This window comes from Paenibacillus sp. FSL P4-0184, assembly GCF_038004625.1.
GTDB lineage: Bacteria > Bacillota > Bacilli > Paenibacillales > Paenibacillaceae > Paenibacillus_AQ.
In genome coordinates this window covers 1,494,865-1,512,363 of record NZ_JBBORN010000001.1, presented here as the reverse complement: position 1 = coordinate 1,512,363, position 17,499 = coordinate 1,494,865, and the positions used below count along the sequence as shown (strand labels likewise).

Sequence of the window (17,499 nt, the reverse complement as noted above, 5' to 3'; positions counted from 1 at the left end):
AACATATGAAGTTTAACTTAGGGAGACCCCATACGGTGGGGTCTCTTTTTGTATGCATGAATTACCCATCTTCGGTAAAAAATACGGTCACAGCTATAAAGGAGGTGTTAGGGGTGTGGAATGAGGCAATAGATTTAATTCCAAGTTGGGGTGTGGTTTTCCAAGGGATTATGATTTTCTGTGTCCCTTTCTTCCTGCTTCGTACAATAAGCTGGGCTAAAGCTAAAGAAGACAGGATAACGACTAGAGCGGAAAAAGCTACTGGCAGCAAAGGTGGAGGTGTTTCTTCCGTAGAAAACTCTGGAGAAACAAGCATTTTAGAAGGGCCGGTGAAGCAGTCTAGCTCGAATGTAGTAACTAAGGATAAGGGGAAGAGAATAACTTATAGTGGCCATTTTGAGGATGATTTGCAGAAATTCAGAGAGATCAGCGCCGATATGCATGATGTGAATGTAAGGGAGTTGCGAATCGGAAGCATTAAGACAAGGGCAGCACTTTTGTACGTAGACGGTCTAACGGACAAAGACAAAATGGATCAGAATATTTTAAAGCCGTTAATGAATGCATATCAGCCGTTTATGAACATGAATAACAAAGCGGAAGCGAAAGATCTACAAGATATTCTCATACATGAGGTCCTCCTCATATCGGAAGTTGAGCTTACGGATAATGCATACCTCTCCCTTCAGAAGGTGTTATTTGGATCTGCCGTGCTGCTTGTGGAGGGGATATCTAAGGCTTTTGTACTCAGTAGTCCTAAGGGGAATACAAGAGGGATTCAGGAGCCAGAATCTGAAGGAGTCTTGCGGGGCTCGCGAAGCGGATTTAACGAGACATTAAGCGATAACACAGCGATGCTGCGTAGACACGGACAGAGTACAGAACTAGCTATGATTTCTTTTACTGTAGGAAAGAGAATGCAGAAGGAATTGATCCTAGCCTATATCAAGGATATTGCGAATGATGAACTTGTAGAAGAGGTCAAACGAAGAATTAGAACGATAGATTTAGATGATGTTCAAGAATCTGGTTATGTTGAGCAATTGATCGAAGATAATGGCTATAGTCCTTTCCAACAGATTCAGAATACGGAAAGGCCGGACCGTGTAATGGCAGCACTTTTGGAAGGAAGAGTAGCTATTTTACTTGACGGTACACCCTTTGCATTGATAATGCCGGTAACCTTCGGGATGTTACTGCAATCGCCAGAGGATTATAACGATCGCTGGATGGTAGGATCGATGCTACGTCTTTTGCGTTTTTTTGCGGCATTGATATCACTTTTTGCTCCGGCACTATATATTTCCTTCCTTTCGTTCCAGCCAGGCTTGATTCCAACTAAGCTAGCCATTTCTATTATCGCCTCCCGGCAAGGAGTCCCCTTTACGGTATTAATCGAAGCCTTGATTATGGAGGTCTCGATTGAAATCTTACGAGAGGCTGGGCTTCGCTTGCCCAAACCTATCGGTCCGGCGATGGGAATTGTCGGCGGTCTGATCATCGGGCAAGCCGCGGTTGAGGCTGGAATTGTGAGTCCGATTTTAGTGATTGTAGTATCAGTTACGGCTGTTTCTTCCTTCTCTATGCCTATGTATAGTGCGGGGATGACGCTTCGCATGCTCCGTTTTGCAGCCATGTTTTTTGCAGCCGTTTTTGGATTATACGGAGTTGTACTGTTTTTTCTCTTGCTTAGTAGTCATTTAATTAAGCTGAAGAGTTTTGGTGTTCCTTATCTAGGTCTGGCAGTCCCCAATAAGATGGTGAATTGGAAGGATTTTATATTCCGTATGCCTTTTCAATTTCTAACAGGGCGACCTACGTTTTTGAAACCAAAGGACCCCTTGCGTAAAGGGTGAGAAGTCTAGGTAAAGGAGGAAGAGAACATGAGCGCCGAGGTAAAGGACCGAATTACTGCAGTTCAAGCGACGATCATTCTAGCCAATTATACGATTGCGGCAGGGGTACTTACGCTTCCTCGGACCATTGTAGAGGCCAGTGGTAGTCCAGATGTATGGATAAGTATTTTTTTAGGGGGAGCAATCTCTTTTCTGTTCGGATTGATCATAGTGAAACTTAGTCAAAGGTTCCCAGGCCAAACATTCTTTCAGTATATCGGGAAGATCATCGGCAAGCCACTCGGAATGGTTCTGTCAATAGGAGTCATTGGGTATTTTCTCAGTATCGCCGGCTTTGAGATACGTTCGGTGCAGGAGGTAACCTCTTTCTTTCTACTGGAAGGTACACCTCCGTGGGCTATTATGGCTGCTTTTATATGGATCGCCTTCTATTTATGCAGAGGAGGAATTAATGCGATCGCTAGCATGTGCAGACTCATTGTTCCGATTACCTGGACAGTGTTTCTAGGGGTTTGTCTGCTTAGTTTCGAAGTTTTCGACCTCAATAATCTACTTCCAGTACTTGGAGATGGTTTGGAACCCGTGTGGAAAGGGATCAAACCAACCATCCTAACCTTTACAGCTGGAGAAGCAATGTTGTTCGTTGTTGCTTTTATGGATAAGCCTCAAAAAGCAGTAAAGGTAATCATAGCTGGAACCTGTATATCGACGATATTTTATATCATGGCAGTTGTAGCGACCATAGGTGCCTTTTCTATAGATGGAGTTCTCACAAGAACCTGGCCGTTTCTCGATCTTGTACGAAGTTTTGAGGTGAACTATCTCATCTTTGAAAGATTTGAGTCGTTGTTGTTAGTGATATGGATTATGCAGATTTTTTGTACCTTTTGTATTGCAATTTATGCAGCGGCTTTAGGATTGTCCCAAGTGATCCATAAAAACTTCAAAAGTTGTTTGTTAGCTATTCTTCCGGTTATCTATGTAATTTCTAGAATTCCACCAAATGTGAATGCTCTGTTTGCTTTAGGAACAGGTATCGGTGATTTTATGCTTATTCTATTCGGATTCCTTCCGTTGCCATTGTTAATTATCACATACTTCCGGAGGGTTGCTTCATGAAAAAATGGAGGTTGTGGATCGTACTCACTGTACTATGTTCTCTGTTATCAGGCTGCTGGAGCAGCACACCGATTGAGGAATTAAACATGCAGATTGGTGTTGCACTGGACAGTGCGGAGGAGTCAGGAGGCGAGGAAGTAGCTAATCCGGAAGGTGGGAGCCATAAGAAGCCTGAAAAAATAATAAGTACCTATCAATTTACGATTCCACAAGGATCGGGAGGCGCCGTCATGAAGTCTTCTGCCAGTTCATCCTCCTTTAAGAATTACTATAATATGAGTGAAACTAGCGATTCTATCTTTGAAGCGCTACGGCAGCTTTCACTGCGTACTAGACGCACTCCGATAGGCCATCACCTAAAGGTCATTGTGATTAGTGAAAAACTCGCGCGTTCCAATAATCTTACTAAACTAATAGATTTCTTTACTCGGGATAATGATATCCGTCCGAGTGTTATGTTATTTGTCAGCAAGGGAATGGCCAAGGATGTATTGGAAAATGCACTGCCGGGTCAGACTCCTGCCTTTGTACTTGAAGGGATATTCAATAACAGAGACCGTAATATGGGGATATGGGAGCCGGTAACTTTGGCAAAAATAGTTGGCCCGTTGCAAGCAAAGAAAAGCTTCTTATTGCAAAATGTTATTCCTATTCATAATGAGACAAAGCTATCAGGAGCAGGTGTAATCAACGGGGAAACGGGAAAGCTTGTTGGCTTTTTGGATCAGTCGGAGTTGGAGGGGATGGCCTGGCTGACCGGGAAGGGGCTGGGAGGAGTGCTTAAGACGTATAATCCGGATAACAATGACCTCTTAACTTATGAGGTGAAATCCATGCATAGCAAGATCAAAGCCAATGTGAATAATGGTCAAATCTCTTTTACCGTGAAAATAACATCTACAGGTAGATATGCCGAGGTTTTTGCCGAGAAACCGAAAAAATTACATGACGGAATTGTAAAGAAGGATAAAGCCTTGCTGCAGAAGCGTGTCCTAGAATTGGTGCAAACTACTGTAACAAAAATGCAGAAGGAACTGCATACCGAAGCTGCCGGTTTCGGCACCAGTCTGCATAATCAGCATCCAGCCGTATGGAGGAGCGTCAAGGATAACTGGGACGAAACCTTTAGCCAAATTCCGATTACTTATGAAGTAAATGTGAATATAGAAGAATATGGCGCATCAGATACAACAGCTGAATAGAGACATTGTAAAAGATTCAGAGTTACTTCATTTGATGTGTGAGCGGTATGACATCATTTTGGTGCAGTGCATCGAGTACTTCGGTTTTTAATTGTTCGGTAAAGGTATTCCATGTTTTTTTGCCGACATTCAGCTCTTCTCGCCCAATAGCATTTAGTGTTTCCAGCCAAAGGCGTTTATCGTTTATCAGCCCGAGCTGATCTTGGATCTGCTTATATATTTCCTCATGGGCATGAAATTTTTGATTTAACGCAAAAGAGGCTGCACTAGCGGTATATCGCAGTTCCTTAGCAGCCATCCTCAGCTCATGCAGTGAGTCGAAGGCTGCTTCTGATTCGGCATCTTGTCCACGAAATATAGCCTTGCAAGCTTTTTTCTTCTGCTCGTAAGCTACCTCAAGTTCGCGCATGACAACGTTAGCATCTTTTTTCGCTACCAGGGCCTCAAGCTGTTCACTTAGGAAAGCTTTCCACTTATCATCCAGATCTTCATTGATTAGCTTAGGCAGCTCATCGGCCAGCTTCTTACGATAAGTTTTGCGCTTGTCCTTTTGGTGGTCGATCACAGCCTTCAACAGTTCTGCTGTCTTTGTATCGCCGTTTTCCTTGGCGTGTTTACGTTTAGTCTTGAACGATTCAATCAGAACATCTGCATCTCTGACCTTGCCTAATCTCTTTTGGGCTTTTTCAAATAGGGGGTATAGCCCTAGAGTATGACCAGGGTCGAGAATGGAAAGCAGTGTTAACAGCTTACGGCAGTTCACTCTTGCTTGGTGAATGTCCTCGTCATCGAATTTGCTAATTGCATCATGGCAGTAATCCCAGAAATCAATATACAGCAGGCTAAGTGCCTGTTCCCATTGTCTTGTCTTGGTTAACTGTCGTTCCTTAATCACTTCCACTGTCATGCGGCATCACTCCTTAACGTTGTGTATAGCATGAACCTAAGGCTACCCCCTATTCGAGCTGGGGCATGTTCGTATACTATAAGGATAGCGTTATCATAACCTCATTTCAATTCTGATTTCGCACTAGCGAGGCAGATCGATTACAATATCACGGATAATACGGGAAAGAGGGGAATCGGTGGATACTCGGGAGTACGATGCAATGATCAATGGATCTGTTGATAGAAGTAAAGAAGTCATCGGACTTCCAGCAGAAATGGGACTTTTCCAGCATCTAATCTTAAAGGATGACAGGATAGATGCGGAAACAAAGGGGTTTGGGAAGATGTTGATCCCGTTCGCCTTTGAAGAGACCCTTTGTAGGGATGTCGGAGCGGGACTTATTCCTCCTAGTCTGCACTTATGGAGTCATTCTGGGGGGGTTGTGCTCGGCCTACGGGACAGCAAGCTTCCGTACGCGGCTCAAGCGATGGCTAAGTTGGAGCAGCAAGGGATTCATACAGCGGTGAGACATTCCGGTGGTGCTGCGGTGCCTCTGGATGATGGAATTGTTAATGTTTCGCTAGTTCTCCCCAAAGGACGTGGAAAGCTGGACTTTCATGATGACTTTAGGCTTCTGGCTTCTCTGATCACCGAGGCAGTTGCTATGAGTCATCCACAGGCTGCGGCTCAAATTGAGGCTGGTGAAATTGTTGGTTCTTACTGCCCGGGGGACTTCGATTTGGCGATCGGTGGGCGGAAATTTTGCGGCATTGCTCAGCGCAGACAAAATAATGCCTATTTCGTACATGCATTTGTAGTGGTTTCGGGTTCGGGACAGGAACGTGGTGAACTCATTCATAAATTCTATGAGCAAGCCTCTGGAGGAGACTCAGCATTATCTTATCCACGGGTTCGTCCAGAGACGATCGCTGGGCTTGGCGAACTAGGTGGACCGAATGCGACTGAAGTATTTGCCGAAGGTATTAGACAAGCATTAGCCCACCGTGGAGTGGTGCTTAAATCCTCTGACAGGCTACAGCAGGAGACCGGATATTTCCTAGACTATGAAGATCCGCGTGTTCTGGATGCTGCGCGAGTTCTGCATGAACGTTATGCCCAAGGATAAATGGATATTGAGCATCGTTAAGAAGGACGTAACAGAAATCTGGCGAGAGGCCAGCATCTGTTACGTCCTTTTTAATCATATAAGTCCGGACGTCTGTCTGCAAAAATCGGGATTTGTGCTCGAATTTCACGCACCATATGTAAATCGATATCCCCAGTTAGGATTTCTTCCCCTTCAGAAGCTTCACATAAAATATCTCCCCAAGGATCAATTATCATAGAATGCCCAGCAAAGTTATTGTTAGGATCGCTTCCTGCCCGGTTGCAGGCTACTACATAACATTGGTTCTCGATCGCTCGGCTGATCAGTAGTGCACGCCAATGTGATAGCCTGGATAATGGCCATTCTGCACTGACAAACAAGATTTCTGCGCCTTGTGCGGCATGAGCACGAACCCATTCTGGAAATCGGATATCATAACAGATTAATCCGGCACATAACGTACCCTCCAATGTGAAGAGGCCTTTGTCTTCTCCAGGCTGCAAATATAGATGTTCATCCATTAGCTGAAACAAATGTAGCTTACTGTATTCGCCAACGAGTTCGCCAGTTCGATTAAATACAAACATACGATTAGTTACACCGGAGGCGTTCTTGCTAGCGACTGAACCAGCAACGATATTGATGTTGTATTGTCTGGCTAAGCTGGAGATGAATTCCTTGGTAATTTCTCCTTCTTGATCACCAATATTTTCTAGTCGGGTCAGATCATAGCCAGTGGTCCAAAGCTCTGGGAGAATAAGACAGTCGGGGGCTGTGGCGGCCGCTACACTAATTTTATTTGCTACAGCAGCATAATTCATATCAGGTTTGCCAAATGCTATATCCAGCTGAATCAGGGAGATTCTCATAGGATTCCTCCTTTTTGTTCAAGACTATAGCACCATAAGAGGATAAGCAATGTTGATTTTTAAAAAATGATTTGATATATTAGTTGACGGGTCAATGATTATCAGTTAGTATAATTTTATACAAAACAATTGTACACAATTAAATTTATAAAGGAGGTATATTTTGACGGAGCACTATCCTGAGGAAGACCGCATATTTGAACTGCTGCAGGCATTAAACAAGGGAATCTGTCCGAAATTCGAACGATGTGCTGGGATCAGTCCCACACGGCTTCGCCTCCTGCATGAACTATTCCAGGTGGATGAAGTCAGCCAAATTACGCTGCAAAAGGGCATGGATATAGATGCGGCCGCCGTCACTCGGCACTTGAAAGGGATGGAAGAGAGTGGTACGATCACTCGCCGCAACAACCCCGCAGATAACAGGGTTACATTGGTCTCATTAACGGATCAAGGGCGGGAAAGAATGATTCAATATGGCGAAGAGAAGAGACGATTTGTCGCTACTCTGCTTACTGGATTTAATGATCAGGAGCGAAAAGTGCTCATAGATATGCTTAATCGCCTGCAATCTAATATCAATCTGTTATAACTGTAACTACCCAAAATACACATTCAAAGGAGAAATACAAATATGAACGCTACACAAACACAAACCAATGATTTTAAAGAAATTATTACGGGTCGCCGCTCTATCCGCAAATATGATCCATCCGTTAAGATCAGCAAAGAAGAGATGACTCAGATTCTTACGGAGGCGACTCTTGCACCTTCTTCTGTAAACATGCAGCCTTGGCGGTTTCTTGTTATTGAAAGTGACGAAGCAAAAGCTACTTTAGCTCCTCTTGCTCGCTTTAATGGCGTACAAGTTGAAACCTCTGCAGCTATGATTGCCATCTTCGGTGATTTGAACAATTTCGACTACGCTGAGGAGATTTATGGTACAGCTGTTGAACGTGGACTAATGCCTGCTGAAGTAAAAGAAAACCAATTAACTAGATTATCTGCTCACTTTGCTACCTTGCCACGTGAAGTTAACAAAGATACTGTGCTTATTGATGGTGCTCTTGTTGCAATGCAATTGATGCTGGTTGCCCGTGCACATGGATACGATACAAACCCAATTGGCGGTTATGAAAAAGATCAAATTGCAGAAGCATTTGGCATGGAAAAAGATCGTTATGTTCCTGTAATGTTGCTTTCCATCGGTAAGGCTGTTGATGCAGGTTACCCATCTGTCCGTTTGCCTATCGATAAGATTGCTGAGTGGAAATAATACTTTATACCTTAGGAGGAAAATATAATGATCATTATCCATGCAGTACTTAAAGTGAATCCGGAACGTCGCGAGCAGTTTTTGGCGGAGTCCAAAACACTTCTCACAGCTACTCACACTGAAGAAGGAAATCTCTCTTACGAGCTGTATGAGAATGCTGGAGAAGCGAACTCATTTATTATGGTGGAGACTTGGCGCGACGCTGAAGCCGTATCCAGCCACAATACGAGCGCTCATTTTACCGCGTTCTCAGCTAAAGCTGGTGAATTCTTGGCTGCGCCACTAGACGTAAAAGTATTTAGCGCAGAGCAAGTGAAATAAGTTATCTCGATTCTTAGTGAATCCTGGTTGATCTTAAACAGGGATGTTCCATAGCCATAATGGCTGCGGGGCATTCCTGTTTTTTATGTTCCCCGTTTATAAGGAGGAGTTCAAGGGTATCTATCCTTACCTTGATACATGTGCACTCACAATAAAGATAGGGGATCTTACATATGGAAATACAGAAAAATATGATCGATATCGTGAACTATTATTTATCAGGCGGTTCATTTGTCTGCATTATGGGCGAAGCAGGAGAAGAGGCGGAGCGCAGACTAATGGGGATCGATCTGGAGGCGGCTAGAGCATACCGACAGTCCATTGGCGGAGTCATTACGGAGGGTCAGCAGCTATTTCAGGTTCCTGGCTTTAGCCCAAGATTGCTGGGGCAACTTACTGAAGTATTAGGCAGATTAGATTCAGACAAGCTAAAAGCTCTGACCCCACAAACCACATGGAATAACCAAGTAGATCCTTACGTGAATGGACCCGAGTGCCTAGGGATGATACTAGAAGAAATAAAGAAGGCACAGCATTATATTCACCTGTCCGTGATGCTCTTCTTTAATGACCGTTCAGGCAATCTGGTTGCAGATGAATTATTTCACGCCCTTAAACGGGGGGTGAAGGTACGGATCATGGTCAATTACACGCTGACAGCTTTAGGGTATGAGAACAATCTGGCGTTTGGTCAATTTTCCAAGATTTCTGAAAGGCTCGAGAATGCAGGAGCTAAGCTGTTGAATACCTTCAATTCTTATTATACAGCCGTAGAATGGCGTGTGAAGCGGAAGGCGCTGAAGCAACAAGGCGTACCGGAAAGTATCCTGTTCTTACAGGATAAAGTACAAGAGAACGTTGAAATCACTGGGCTGAATGTCATTGATCATCGGAAGTTTATGGTCATTGATGGGGTAACCTCTATTATTGGCAGCCTGAATATTGGAGATCAATACACGTACGTGACGCCTGTTCAGGCATCTTCCTCGATCAGTATAGAAGGACATCTACAGGGGATTCCTAGTAAAAAAGAGGAGTGGCATGATGGCTGCTTCCGGATCCGTGGCGCGGCGGCGCAGCCTTTAAATGCTAAGTTTCATTCCCGTTGGTTACTTCTGGGAGGTGATCATTTTGACGTGGATGATGCCTTCTACCATCCGAATGTAAATTATCATTTTGGGGAGGAAGAATGTACACTGTTTGCAAGCTTTCCGGGTAATCCAGTTAACTTAATTCAGCAATACTATTTGAATTTGATTACCTATGCGACAGAGGAGACGGTGATTGTAAATCCTTATTTGATTGATCAAGAGTTTTGGGATCGGCTGGGGGAGCTGGGGCCAGACTGTTCCTGTCATCTGAGCATCTGCAATCCGCTGAAGGTTAATGATCATCCTACCAATACTGCGGCGGTACGAGGCAATATGTATAAGCCGTTTCTCAATGGGGTTTCCTTTTATGATTACAGCTTCACAGGTCGTTTTTCACATTGGAAAATAACCTATGACCATAGATCACGTGCGGTATTTCATGGCTCCTACAACATCAATGAGAGAAGCGCCTGCCACGATTTCGAGCTGGGAATACTGGTGAAAGGGGAGGCCTTCGCAGCGCGGATAAAGTCTATGATCGATTATGATCTGGGAGTCTCACGGAGAATTACGAAGAAAAGTGAGTTCTTTAAGCATCCTTGGCTGCATCCTAGTATGTATCTGAATAAAGTTACTCAGAATTACACTTGATAATATCGGTTCATTGTCATGTATAATGATCGTTATAAATTATCAAGGTGGAATAATAGCTATGAAAATCAAAATTACAAAGAGTGGCATGAAAAAGGATGAGGTATTCTTTCGCACAGAGTTTGGCGAGGGTCGGGGGATCTGGTGCGGAGCTCCTGTGGAGCCAGATACGGAAACAGATGTGGAATTCGAGCTTTCGGAGCTGTTGATGAGATGGGTGGATATTCTGCCTGTACCTACTAGTGAGTTCAATACAAGGTTAGAGGGAGATAAGGTTGTTTTTACCGGTGTGCTGGAGAATATTGAAGAGGACGGAACAGGATTTTTGCGAATAGGTGAAAGTTTAGTGATGTTCGAGTGTCTCGGTGAGCCTATGGCGCTTGGTGTGTTTGTAGAAGTACAGGTTCGTAATGTGAGCATCTACCCCTTGAGTATTTGACGCTTATCAGGGACTAAGATAACATACAAAGATGACATTAGAATCAGAAGTAAGCTATGAGGAGTAGAAGTCTATGAACACCGAAATTCAGCAATTTAAGACCGAATTCTTCAAGGCGCTGGCTCATCCAATGCGAATTCGTATACTGGAACTGCTCAGCGAAGGTGAGAAGAATGTGAATGAGCTACAAGCCATTCTAGGATCAGAAGGTTCTGCTGTATCCCAGCAGTTAGCTGTTTTACGCGCTAAGAATGTAGTAGCCAGTGTAAAAGAAGGTACCACTGTGATCTATTCGTTACGTGATCCTCTAATTAAAGATCTTCTGGTCGTAGCTAAACAAATATTTGATAACCATCTGGTGAATACCATTTCATTGCTCGAAGGTATGCGCGGAGAATAAAGGAATAACATTATTTTGGCGTTGACAACAGTTGCGTCCTAGAGTAATGTTCTTCTTATATTCAAATAATCAGATATTTAAAGAAAAGAAGGTTTGATCATGACAGGGTGGGGCCGATATAAAGGCTACAACATGAATGCATTTCGTAAGGATTTGATTTCGGGAACAATCGTTGGTGTTATTGCCATTCCTTTGGGGATGGCATTTGCTATTGCATCTGGTGTAAAACCGGAGTATGGCATTTACACGACAATCGTTGCCGGAATATGTATTTCATTGTTCGGAGGATCAAAATTTCAAATTGGTGGGCCAACAGGTGCTTTTATTCCTATCTTGTTTGCCATTGCGATGGAGTATGGCTATGAGAACTTACTTATCGCTGGGATGATGGCAGGGGTTATTCTAGTTCTCATGGGATTATTAAAGCTGGGTGTATTGATTAAGTTTATTCCGAGGCCAGTAACGATTGGTTTCACAGCAGGGATAGCGGTCATTATCTTCACCGGGCAGATTGCTAATTTCCTTGGACTAAGGAATATAGAACGGCATGAGAGCTTTGTAAATAATATGAAAGAAATAGGGCTTCATCTATCGACGATGAATGGATACAGTATTCTGACCGCCGTGATTTGTCTTGCCGTCGTTATCCTAGCAATTCGATTCGCTCCGAAGGTGCCTGGATCATTGGTAGGTCTTCTGTGTGCGACTGTGATTGCTGCGTTATTCTTTAGCGGCAAAGTGACTACGATTGGCTCTGCTTACGGAGAAATCCCTAATACCTTACCGAGCTTTCGATTTCCGGACATTACTTGGGAACGAATTACCCTGCTAATTCGTCCGGCATTTATCATTGCGATGCTAGGTGCTATAGAGTCATTGTTATCCGCTGTTGTAGCGGATGGAATGACAGGCAGCCGCCATAATAGTAACCGAGAGCTGATCGGTCAGGGGATCGCAAATATTGCTGCTCCATTGTTCGGGGGCATACCAGCGACAGGAGCAATTGCTAGAACAGCGACGAACATCAAGAGTGGCGCTGTTTCTCCGATCTCGGGGATCGTTCACGGTGTTGTGGTGTTTCTAATTCTCCTGTTGCTCGCACCCTATGCTTCCAGTATTCCTTTAGCTGCGATGGCACCGATCTTAATGGTAGTAGCTTGGAATATGAGTGAGCGTAAAGAGTTCCTTCATCTGCTTAAGATCAAGACCGGCGATTCCTTGGTGTTATTCATCACCTTCTTGTTAACGATATTTGCAGATTTAACGCTGGCTGTAGAGGTGGGATTAATTCTTGCGGTTATTCTGTTTGTGAAACGAATGGGAGAGGTTCATTTGGTAGCCAAAGTGCTGCCAGATCCGAAGTCCGTTAAGGTAGAGGCACATATGGTTACGGAGAGTCATGACTGTCCGCAAATTGGAATTTACACGGTGGAAGGTCCGCTGTTTTTTGGCGCTGCTTATCGATTCGATGACACTATGCCAAGCTATGGTTCAGATCAACCTAGAATTATATTAATGCGGATGGGGAAAGTACCCTTCATGGATACCACTGGAGAATCCAATTTAGCAGAGCTGGTGAGGCATTTACAAGCTGTTGGAGGGAAACTTATGATCTCAGGTATTCAGCCACAGCCGCTTGAGCTACTCAAGAGAACTGGACTGTATAGTACCATAGGTGAGGCTCAGTTTTATCCGCACACCGGGGAAGCCATTAATGACGCACTTAACAGCATCGATTACAACAAGTGTATTGGATGTAGCCATGCCGCTTTTAGGGAGTGTACAGCGTTCTCCTGTCTGGAAGAGGCGGGAAGTGTGCGCGGTCTGAAAGGGCGTAAGAAACCTGTAATTGCACCTGAACTAAATAGTGGTCTTTGAGTGAAATAGATAAGAGTCAGCCCGGACGTTTCTGCGTCCGGGTTTTTCTGTTCAAATATAAGAATTTAAGTTTCACATCATATATTATCCTTATATTTCTCGCTTAAACGCTTATCGTCCTAATAAGGACGACAAAGGCGGTTATGCTTGAGATTGGACTTGGGAATGCCAAATTTGTACAATTGGGTATAAGTTAGATGTAAACTATCTCGATAAGGAGAATATAAGCTCATGAAGGAATTGCATTATCCGAAGGTGTTTATGCTCTTGGCAGGTCTGTCTGTGGCGACATTGGCCGTATATCGTGTAGTGTCACTACAGACGGATTCGTTTTATGCATTTTTACTCTGGAATTTATTCCTGGCTTGGATTCCGTTCCTGTTCTCTATGGCTGCTTATGAACTGGATAAAAGGAAGATAGGTGGATTGCTGCTTGTTCCGCTAGGCGTCGCTTGGCTGCTGTTCTTTCCGAACGCGCCTTATCTCATGACGGATCTGGTGCATCTGACGATAAGAAAAAGCAGATATATCGTGGATGGCACCATTCAGAATCGGTATTGGTATGATCTGGTTACCCTCTTATTGTTCACTTGGAGCGGCTGGTTGACCGGGTTCTTCTCTTTATACCAGTTCCAGACGGTTGTTTATCGCAAGAGCAGCCTGCTGTTCTCTTGGATATTCGTACTCGCAGCATGTGTACTTGGGGGGTATGGTGTCTTGCTTGGCCGAGTCTACAGGCTGAATAGCTGGGACGTACTGACGGACCGGCATCAGTTGTACCAACTGGTTATGGACAGCTTGAATCGACAGTCGGTATTTTTTAGCTTGTTCATTGCGTTTGTATTGCTGGTTATCTACGCTACGATGTACTGCTTGCTGAATGGTCTTGGAACCAGTGAAAGAGGAAGGGGCGCTAAGCGCATGCGTGGTTAATCCATAAATTCGGGATCAAATTGGTATTGCTTCAGATCCACCACACCTTTTTCATTAAAAATAATCCCTTCCTCCTGTAAATAAAGCTTCTGGAGGGAGTTGGATTCATCTTCAGTCAAGGCGATCATTCCTTTGGCGTTGATAACCCGATGCCAGGGAAGCTTATATTTTCTACTCATGGAGTGAAGGATACGAACTACCTGCCTTGCGCCTCTTGGGCTTCCTGCCGCACGAGCAACGCCACCGTAAGTCATCACTTTTCCTTCAGGTATAGATTGTATGATACGAATCACTTGTTCTGTAAATGGTGTCATAGGGAGCTCCTATCTCTTATTTTTATCAAATTATACAAGATGATCACTACAATCATAAACCATTCAACATGCCGCTGCTAAAGCGGCTTTTTTTATTTTAACGGATGGAGTTTACTCTCCTTTGCGAAGAAGTTGATCCCTTTACAGTATAATTTTGGCGGATAGTACTTAGTGAGATGGGGGATAATTTCTAGGAAACTATTGTGACAGGAGTGACTACTGTGGAGAAACAGACAGCAGATGGTAACCGCAAAGATTCTCAACAAAATAAGAAGTCTGGGCAGACTCTAAGTACGTCACTGGATGAAATGATGAACCTTTTTCGGCAAATATTCAAGGACGATGGAACACTTAGAATCAGAGTGATAAATAATGAGGGCAGTGAAGCTCTTCGCTTTGGGTTAGTTAACGTTGACGGGATGGTTGATAAGCATATGATTCAGGAGGGTGTTATTAAGCCATTGATGGCTTTTGACTTCACCAGAATGGATTATGGCAACCCAGCGGAGCTAATGGAGAAAATTAGGACGCAGGTCATTAACATTTCGGATGTAGTTGCCTCTACAGATTTAAATGAAATGATCAGTGCGATTATAGCTGGCAAGACCTTATTACTGCTGGACGGCTATGCGGGTGTTCTCAATATTAATGCACAGGGCTGGGATAAAAAGGCTATTACGGAGCCAGTGACCGAGAAGAGTGTTTATGGCCCGCGGGAAGGATTTACAGAATCGCTGATAGTTAACCTGACCCAAATCCGCCGAAGAGTACAAGATTCCGACTTGAAGTTTATTTTTAGCAAGATCGGATCACGTTCTAACACACAGATATGCATTTGCTATATGGAAAGCCTAGTATCACCAAATATTGTTAAAGAATTGCAGGATCGGCTAGGGCAGGTAGATATAGATGTTGTTCTCGATACGTCATTTCTTTCGGAATTAATAAGAGACGAGCCATATTCACCTTTTGAGATGACAGGAAGTACAGAACGACCGGATTCCGTAGTCAGTAAAATAATGGAGGGCAGAGTCGCCTTACTTATGGAAGGTAGTCCGTATGCGATGACTGTACCCTATGTATTTGTGGAGAATTTTCAAGCGAGTTCGGACTATTACATTAACTTTTATTTTGGTTCATTCAACCGAATGCTAAGAATGGTTGGAGCTTTGCTGTCTGTTAGTATTCCGGCTCTATATGTGGCCTTGGTAACTTATAGTCAGGAGATGATACCCACCCAGTTATTGCTCAGCATTTCTACTGCGAGAGTAGCAGTCCCCTTTCCTACAGTAGTGGAGGCCATATTCATGCTAACCATATTTGAAATCCTAAGAGAGGCGGGCGAACGGATTCCTACCTATATTGGGCAGGCGATCAGTATCGTGGGGGCGCTTGTGTTGGGGCAAGCGGCTGTGGAGGCAAGATTAGTGAGTGCCCCAATGATTATTGTAGTCGGTTTAACAGGGATCATGACGCTGCTCAATCCAAGGCTGACGGGTCCGTTAATCATAGTAAGAGCAGTTCTGTTATTTGCAGTTTTTTTTCTAGGGATTTATGGATATTTTCTTGGAATGCTCGGTTTAGTGGTTCATTTGATGAGCCTTCGCTCCTTTGGGGTTCCTTATATGCTAGGGATAGGTTCCATCCGTCCGCAGGACATTAAGGATACAGCTATCAGAGCGCCGTGGTGGCATATGTATCTACGACCGGCAATGATCGGGGCACGAAATATGAAGAGAAAAGGGTCCAACAAAATAGGGAGACGACCATGAACAAGTGGAAAAGGATGGTTCTTGCCATTGTGTCTTTGATCGTGCTTATGAGTACTGTGGGTTGTTGGAACTACATTGAAATTGAAGACATGTCAATTGTAGCCGGGGTGGCGATTGATAAAGGGGCATCAGATGGAAAGCTGTTAGTAACTGCTGAAATTGTGGACACGAAGGAAGGCTCCAAATCAAGTCAGGCTGGCTTTAAGATGCTTTCTCTCACGGGGGAGACGATGTTTGATATTGTGCGAGGAATGATCTCTATCACAGGGAAAAAATTATTTTGGAGCCATTCTAAGGCGATTATCCTCAGTGAGGAGATCGCCCGAGAAGGGGTTATCAATATTATTGATTGGTATAACAGAGATACAGAAACTAGATCGGATGTATATATATTTGTCTCCAAAGAGAAGACGGCCCAGGAAATCATCAATTTAAGTAGTTTAACGGAAAGTATTATGGCCTATGCACTTGCACAACAGATGAGATTTGAGAAAAGTGTTAGTACTGCTCCCGTCGTGGAAATTTGGGATTTCATTGATAAGTTAGAGGCCTCTGGCGAATATGCTATAGCACCACTTATATATATTCATGAAACAAACAAGATAAAAAATGCTCGGGTAAGTGGAGCAGCGATATTCTCCATGGATAAAATGATCGGCACGATCAGCGGTGAAGAAACTAAATACATGCTGTTTGCCAATAATCAAATCAAGGGAGGGGTTTTAGCCGTAAATGACAAAAACGGAAAGCCCGCTTTTTCCCTTGAAATTCTGTCCAATAGAACAAAAGTAAAGCCGGTTTGGGTAGAGGGTAAGCTCCAAATGCAAATAAATACGTTAACGCATACCGGACTGGATGAGGTGAAGGCTCCGGAGGAATTCACTAACCGTGATAGCAAGAAAGTTATAGAGAAGCGGGCTGGGGAGGAATTGCAGAAGGCTATCCTTTCTGTTATCCATAGAGTACAGAAAGATTATCATGCTGATATTTTTGGGTTTGGTGAGCTTCTCCATGAGCAAATGCCACAGACCTGGAAGAAGATTGAGAAAGACTGGGGAAAGGAATTCTCTGAAGTGGAAGTCGTTGTGAATTCCGAAGTGATTATTGACAGTAGTGCGCAGACGTCAAGATCTATCAAGATCCATCAAAAAGGTGATTAAATTGGTTGTTGTTGTGGTGTTTATTTATGCGGTTATCGTATTGATTGATCCTTACGGACTGTTAAAACAGGGAATGAAACGGGATTTTTATGTCTGTTCCGCATTATGTCTAATTTCATTTTGCATTGCTTTTGCTTTGGCAATGAAGTGGTCGATCCCTAGTCCTTCACCGTTGCTGGAATTCTGGATCAAAAAGCTATTTTAGAGGAAAAGACTAAAAG

At 43.7% G+C, this 17,499-nt stretch carries 18 protein-coding genes; 15 read left to right on the top strand and 3 right to left on the bottom strand.

The window, feature by feature from the left end:
* The first annotated feature begins 113 nt into the window (after positions 1–113).
* The 3 genes from MKY52_RS06420 to MKY52_RS06410 are packed head-to-tail and all read left to right on the top strand — an operon-like array spanning position 114 to position 4,177.
* Positions 114–1,856: a spore germination protein gene (locus MKY52_RS06420; protein ID WP_445670984.1), complete on the top strand. Its 1,743-nt coding sequence runs from the start codon at positions 114–116 to the stop codon at positions 1,854–1,856.
* Between the two features lie 27 nt (positions 1,857–1,883).
* On the top strand, positions 1,884–2,975 hold the full coding sequence (locus MKY52_RS06415; protein ID WP_341050471.1) for a GerAB/ArcD/ProY family transporter: 1,092 nt from the start codon (positions 1,884–1,886) through the stop codon (positions 2,973–2,975).
* Entirely contained in the window at positions 2,972–4,177 is a 1,206-nt protein-coding gene (locus tag MKY52_RS06410) for a Ger(x)C family spore germination protein (protein ID WP_341050469.1), read from the top strand. The genes MKY52_RS06415 and MKY52_RS06410 overlap by 4 nt, the downstream gene beginning before the upstream one ends.
* Before the next feature lie 22 nt (positions 4,178–4,199).
* Here the strand turns inward: MKY52_RS06410 and MKY52_RS06405 are convergent, their stop codons facing one another.
* Positions 4,200–5,084, bottom strand: coding sequence for a CHAD domain-containing protein (locus tag MKY52_RS06405; protein WP_341050467.1), 885 nt, complete (start codon positions 5,082–5,084; stop codon positions 4,200–4,202).
* 178 nt (positions 5,085–5,262) lie between these two features.
* On the opposite strand from MKY52_RS06405, the gene MKY52_RS06400 reads away from it, so the two are divergent.
* Positions 5,263–6,192, top strand: a complete 930-nt coding sequence (locus MKY52_RS06400; RefSeq protein WP_341050466.1) for a lipoate--protein ligase family protein — start codon at positions 5,263–5,265, stop codon at positions 6,190–6,192.
* Between the two features lie 71 nt (positions 6,193–6,263).
* Here MKY52_RS06400 and MKY52_RS06395 read toward each other — a convergent pair whose 3' ends face one another.
* Positions 6,264–7,043, bottom strand: coding sequence for a carbon-nitrogen family hydrolase (locus MKY52_RS06395; protein WP_341050463.1), 780 nt, complete (start codon positions 7,041–7,043; stop codon positions 6,264–6,266).
* Between the two features lie 163 nt (positions 7,044–7,206).
* Here MKY52_RS06395 and MKY52_RS06390 point away from each other — a divergent pair, with 163 nt between their 5' ends.
* From MKY52_RS06390 to MKY52_RS06355, 8 genes are all read left to right on the top strand, one after another.
* On the top strand, positions 7,207–7,635 hold the full coding sequence (locus MKY52_RS06390) for a MarR family winged helix-turn-helix transcriptional regulator (RefSeq protein WP_042184581.1): 429 nt from the start codon (positions 7,207–7,209) through the stop codon (positions 7,633–7,635).
* A gap of 42 nt (positions 7,636–7,677) precedes the next feature.
* The gene (locus MKY52_RS06385; RefSeq protein ID WP_042184583.1) at positions 7,678–8,319 is read left to right on the top strand and encodes a nitroreductase family protein; all 642 of its coding nucleotides are present in this window, start codon (positions 7,678–7,680) and stop codon (positions 8,317–8,319) included.
* A 27-nt stretch (positions 8,320–8,346) separates the two neighbouring features.
* A complete protein-coding gene (locus tag MKY52_RS06380; protein ID WP_076300151.1) occupies positions 8,347–8,640 on the top strand; it encodes a putative quinol monooxygenase in 294 nt (97 codons plus the stop codon).
* A gap of 173 nt (positions 8,641–8,813) precedes the next feature.
* Positions 8,814–10,382, top strand: a complete 1,569-nt coding sequence (locus tag MKY52_RS06375; RefSeq protein ID WP_341050460.1) for a phospholipase D-like domain-containing protein — start codon at positions 8,814–8,816, stop codon at positions 10,380–10,382.
* Positions 10,383–10,443: 61 nt separating this feature from the next.
* Positions 10,444–10,821 (top strand): hypothetical protein, encoded by a 378-nt coding sequence (locus MKY52_RS06370; RefSeq protein WP_076300153.1) that lies wholly within the window; start codon positions 10,444–10,446, stop codon positions 10,819–10,821.
* Positions 10,822–10,894: 73 nt separating this feature from the next.
* The gene (locus tag MKY52_RS06365; RefSeq protein WP_042123860.1) at positions 10,895–11,221 is read left to right on the top strand and encodes an ArsR/SmtB family transcription factor; all 327 of its coding nucleotides are present in this window, start codon (positions 10,895–10,897) and stop codon (positions 11,219–11,221) included.
* A gap of 99 nt (positions 11,222–11,320) precedes the next feature.
* A complete protein-coding gene (locus MKY52_RS06360) occupies positions 11,321–13,099 on the top strand; it encodes a SulP family inorganic anion transporter (protein WP_341050458.1) in 1,779 nt (592 codons plus the stop codon).
* Positions 13,100–13,330: 231 nt separating this feature from the next.
* Positions 13,331–14,032 (top strand): DUF1361 domain-containing protein, encoded by a 702-nt coding sequence (locus MKY52_RS06355; RefSeq protein WP_341050456.1) that lies wholly within the window; start codon positions 13,331–13,333, stop codon positions 14,030–14,032.
* Here MKY52_RS06355 and MKY52_RS06350 read toward each other — a convergent pair.
* A complete protein-coding gene (locus tag MKY52_RS06350; protein ID WP_042184593.1) occupies positions 14,029–14,346 on the bottom strand; it encodes an MGMT family protein in 318 nt (105 codons plus the stop codon). The two genes, MKY52_RS06355 and MKY52_RS06350, sit on opposite strands and share 4 nt — an antisense overlap.
* Positions 14,347–14,567: 221 nt before the next feature.
* Here MKY52_RS06350 and MKY52_RS06345 point away from each other — a divergent pair, with 221 nt between their 5' ends.
* From MKY52_RS06345 to MKY52_RS06335, 3 genes are read left to right on the top strand one after another with little or no spacing between them, the layout of a single operon-like run.
* Entirely contained in the window at positions 14,568–16,118 is a 1,551-nt protein-coding gene (locus MKY52_RS06345) for a spore germination protein (RefSeq protein WP_341050455.1), read from the top strand.
* The gene (locus MKY52_RS06340) at positions 16,115–17,278 is read left to right on the top strand and encodes a Ger(x)C family spore germination protein (RefSeq protein WP_341050453.1); all 1,164 of its coding nucleotides are present in this window, start codon (positions 16,115–16,117) and stop codon (positions 17,276–17,278) included. The genes MKY52_RS06345 and MKY52_RS06340 overlap by 4 nt, the downstream gene beginning before the upstream one ends.
* The gene (locus tag MKY52_RS06335) at positions 17,271–17,483 is read left to right on the top strand and encodes a hypothetical protein (RefSeq protein WP_143759527.1); all 213 of its coding nucleotides are present in this window, start codon (positions 17,271–17,273) and stop codon (positions 17,481–17,483) included. The genes MKY52_RS06340 and MKY52_RS06335 overlap by 8 nt, the downstream gene beginning before the upstream one ends.
* The last annotated feature ends 16 nt before the right edge of the window (positions 17,484–17,499 follow it).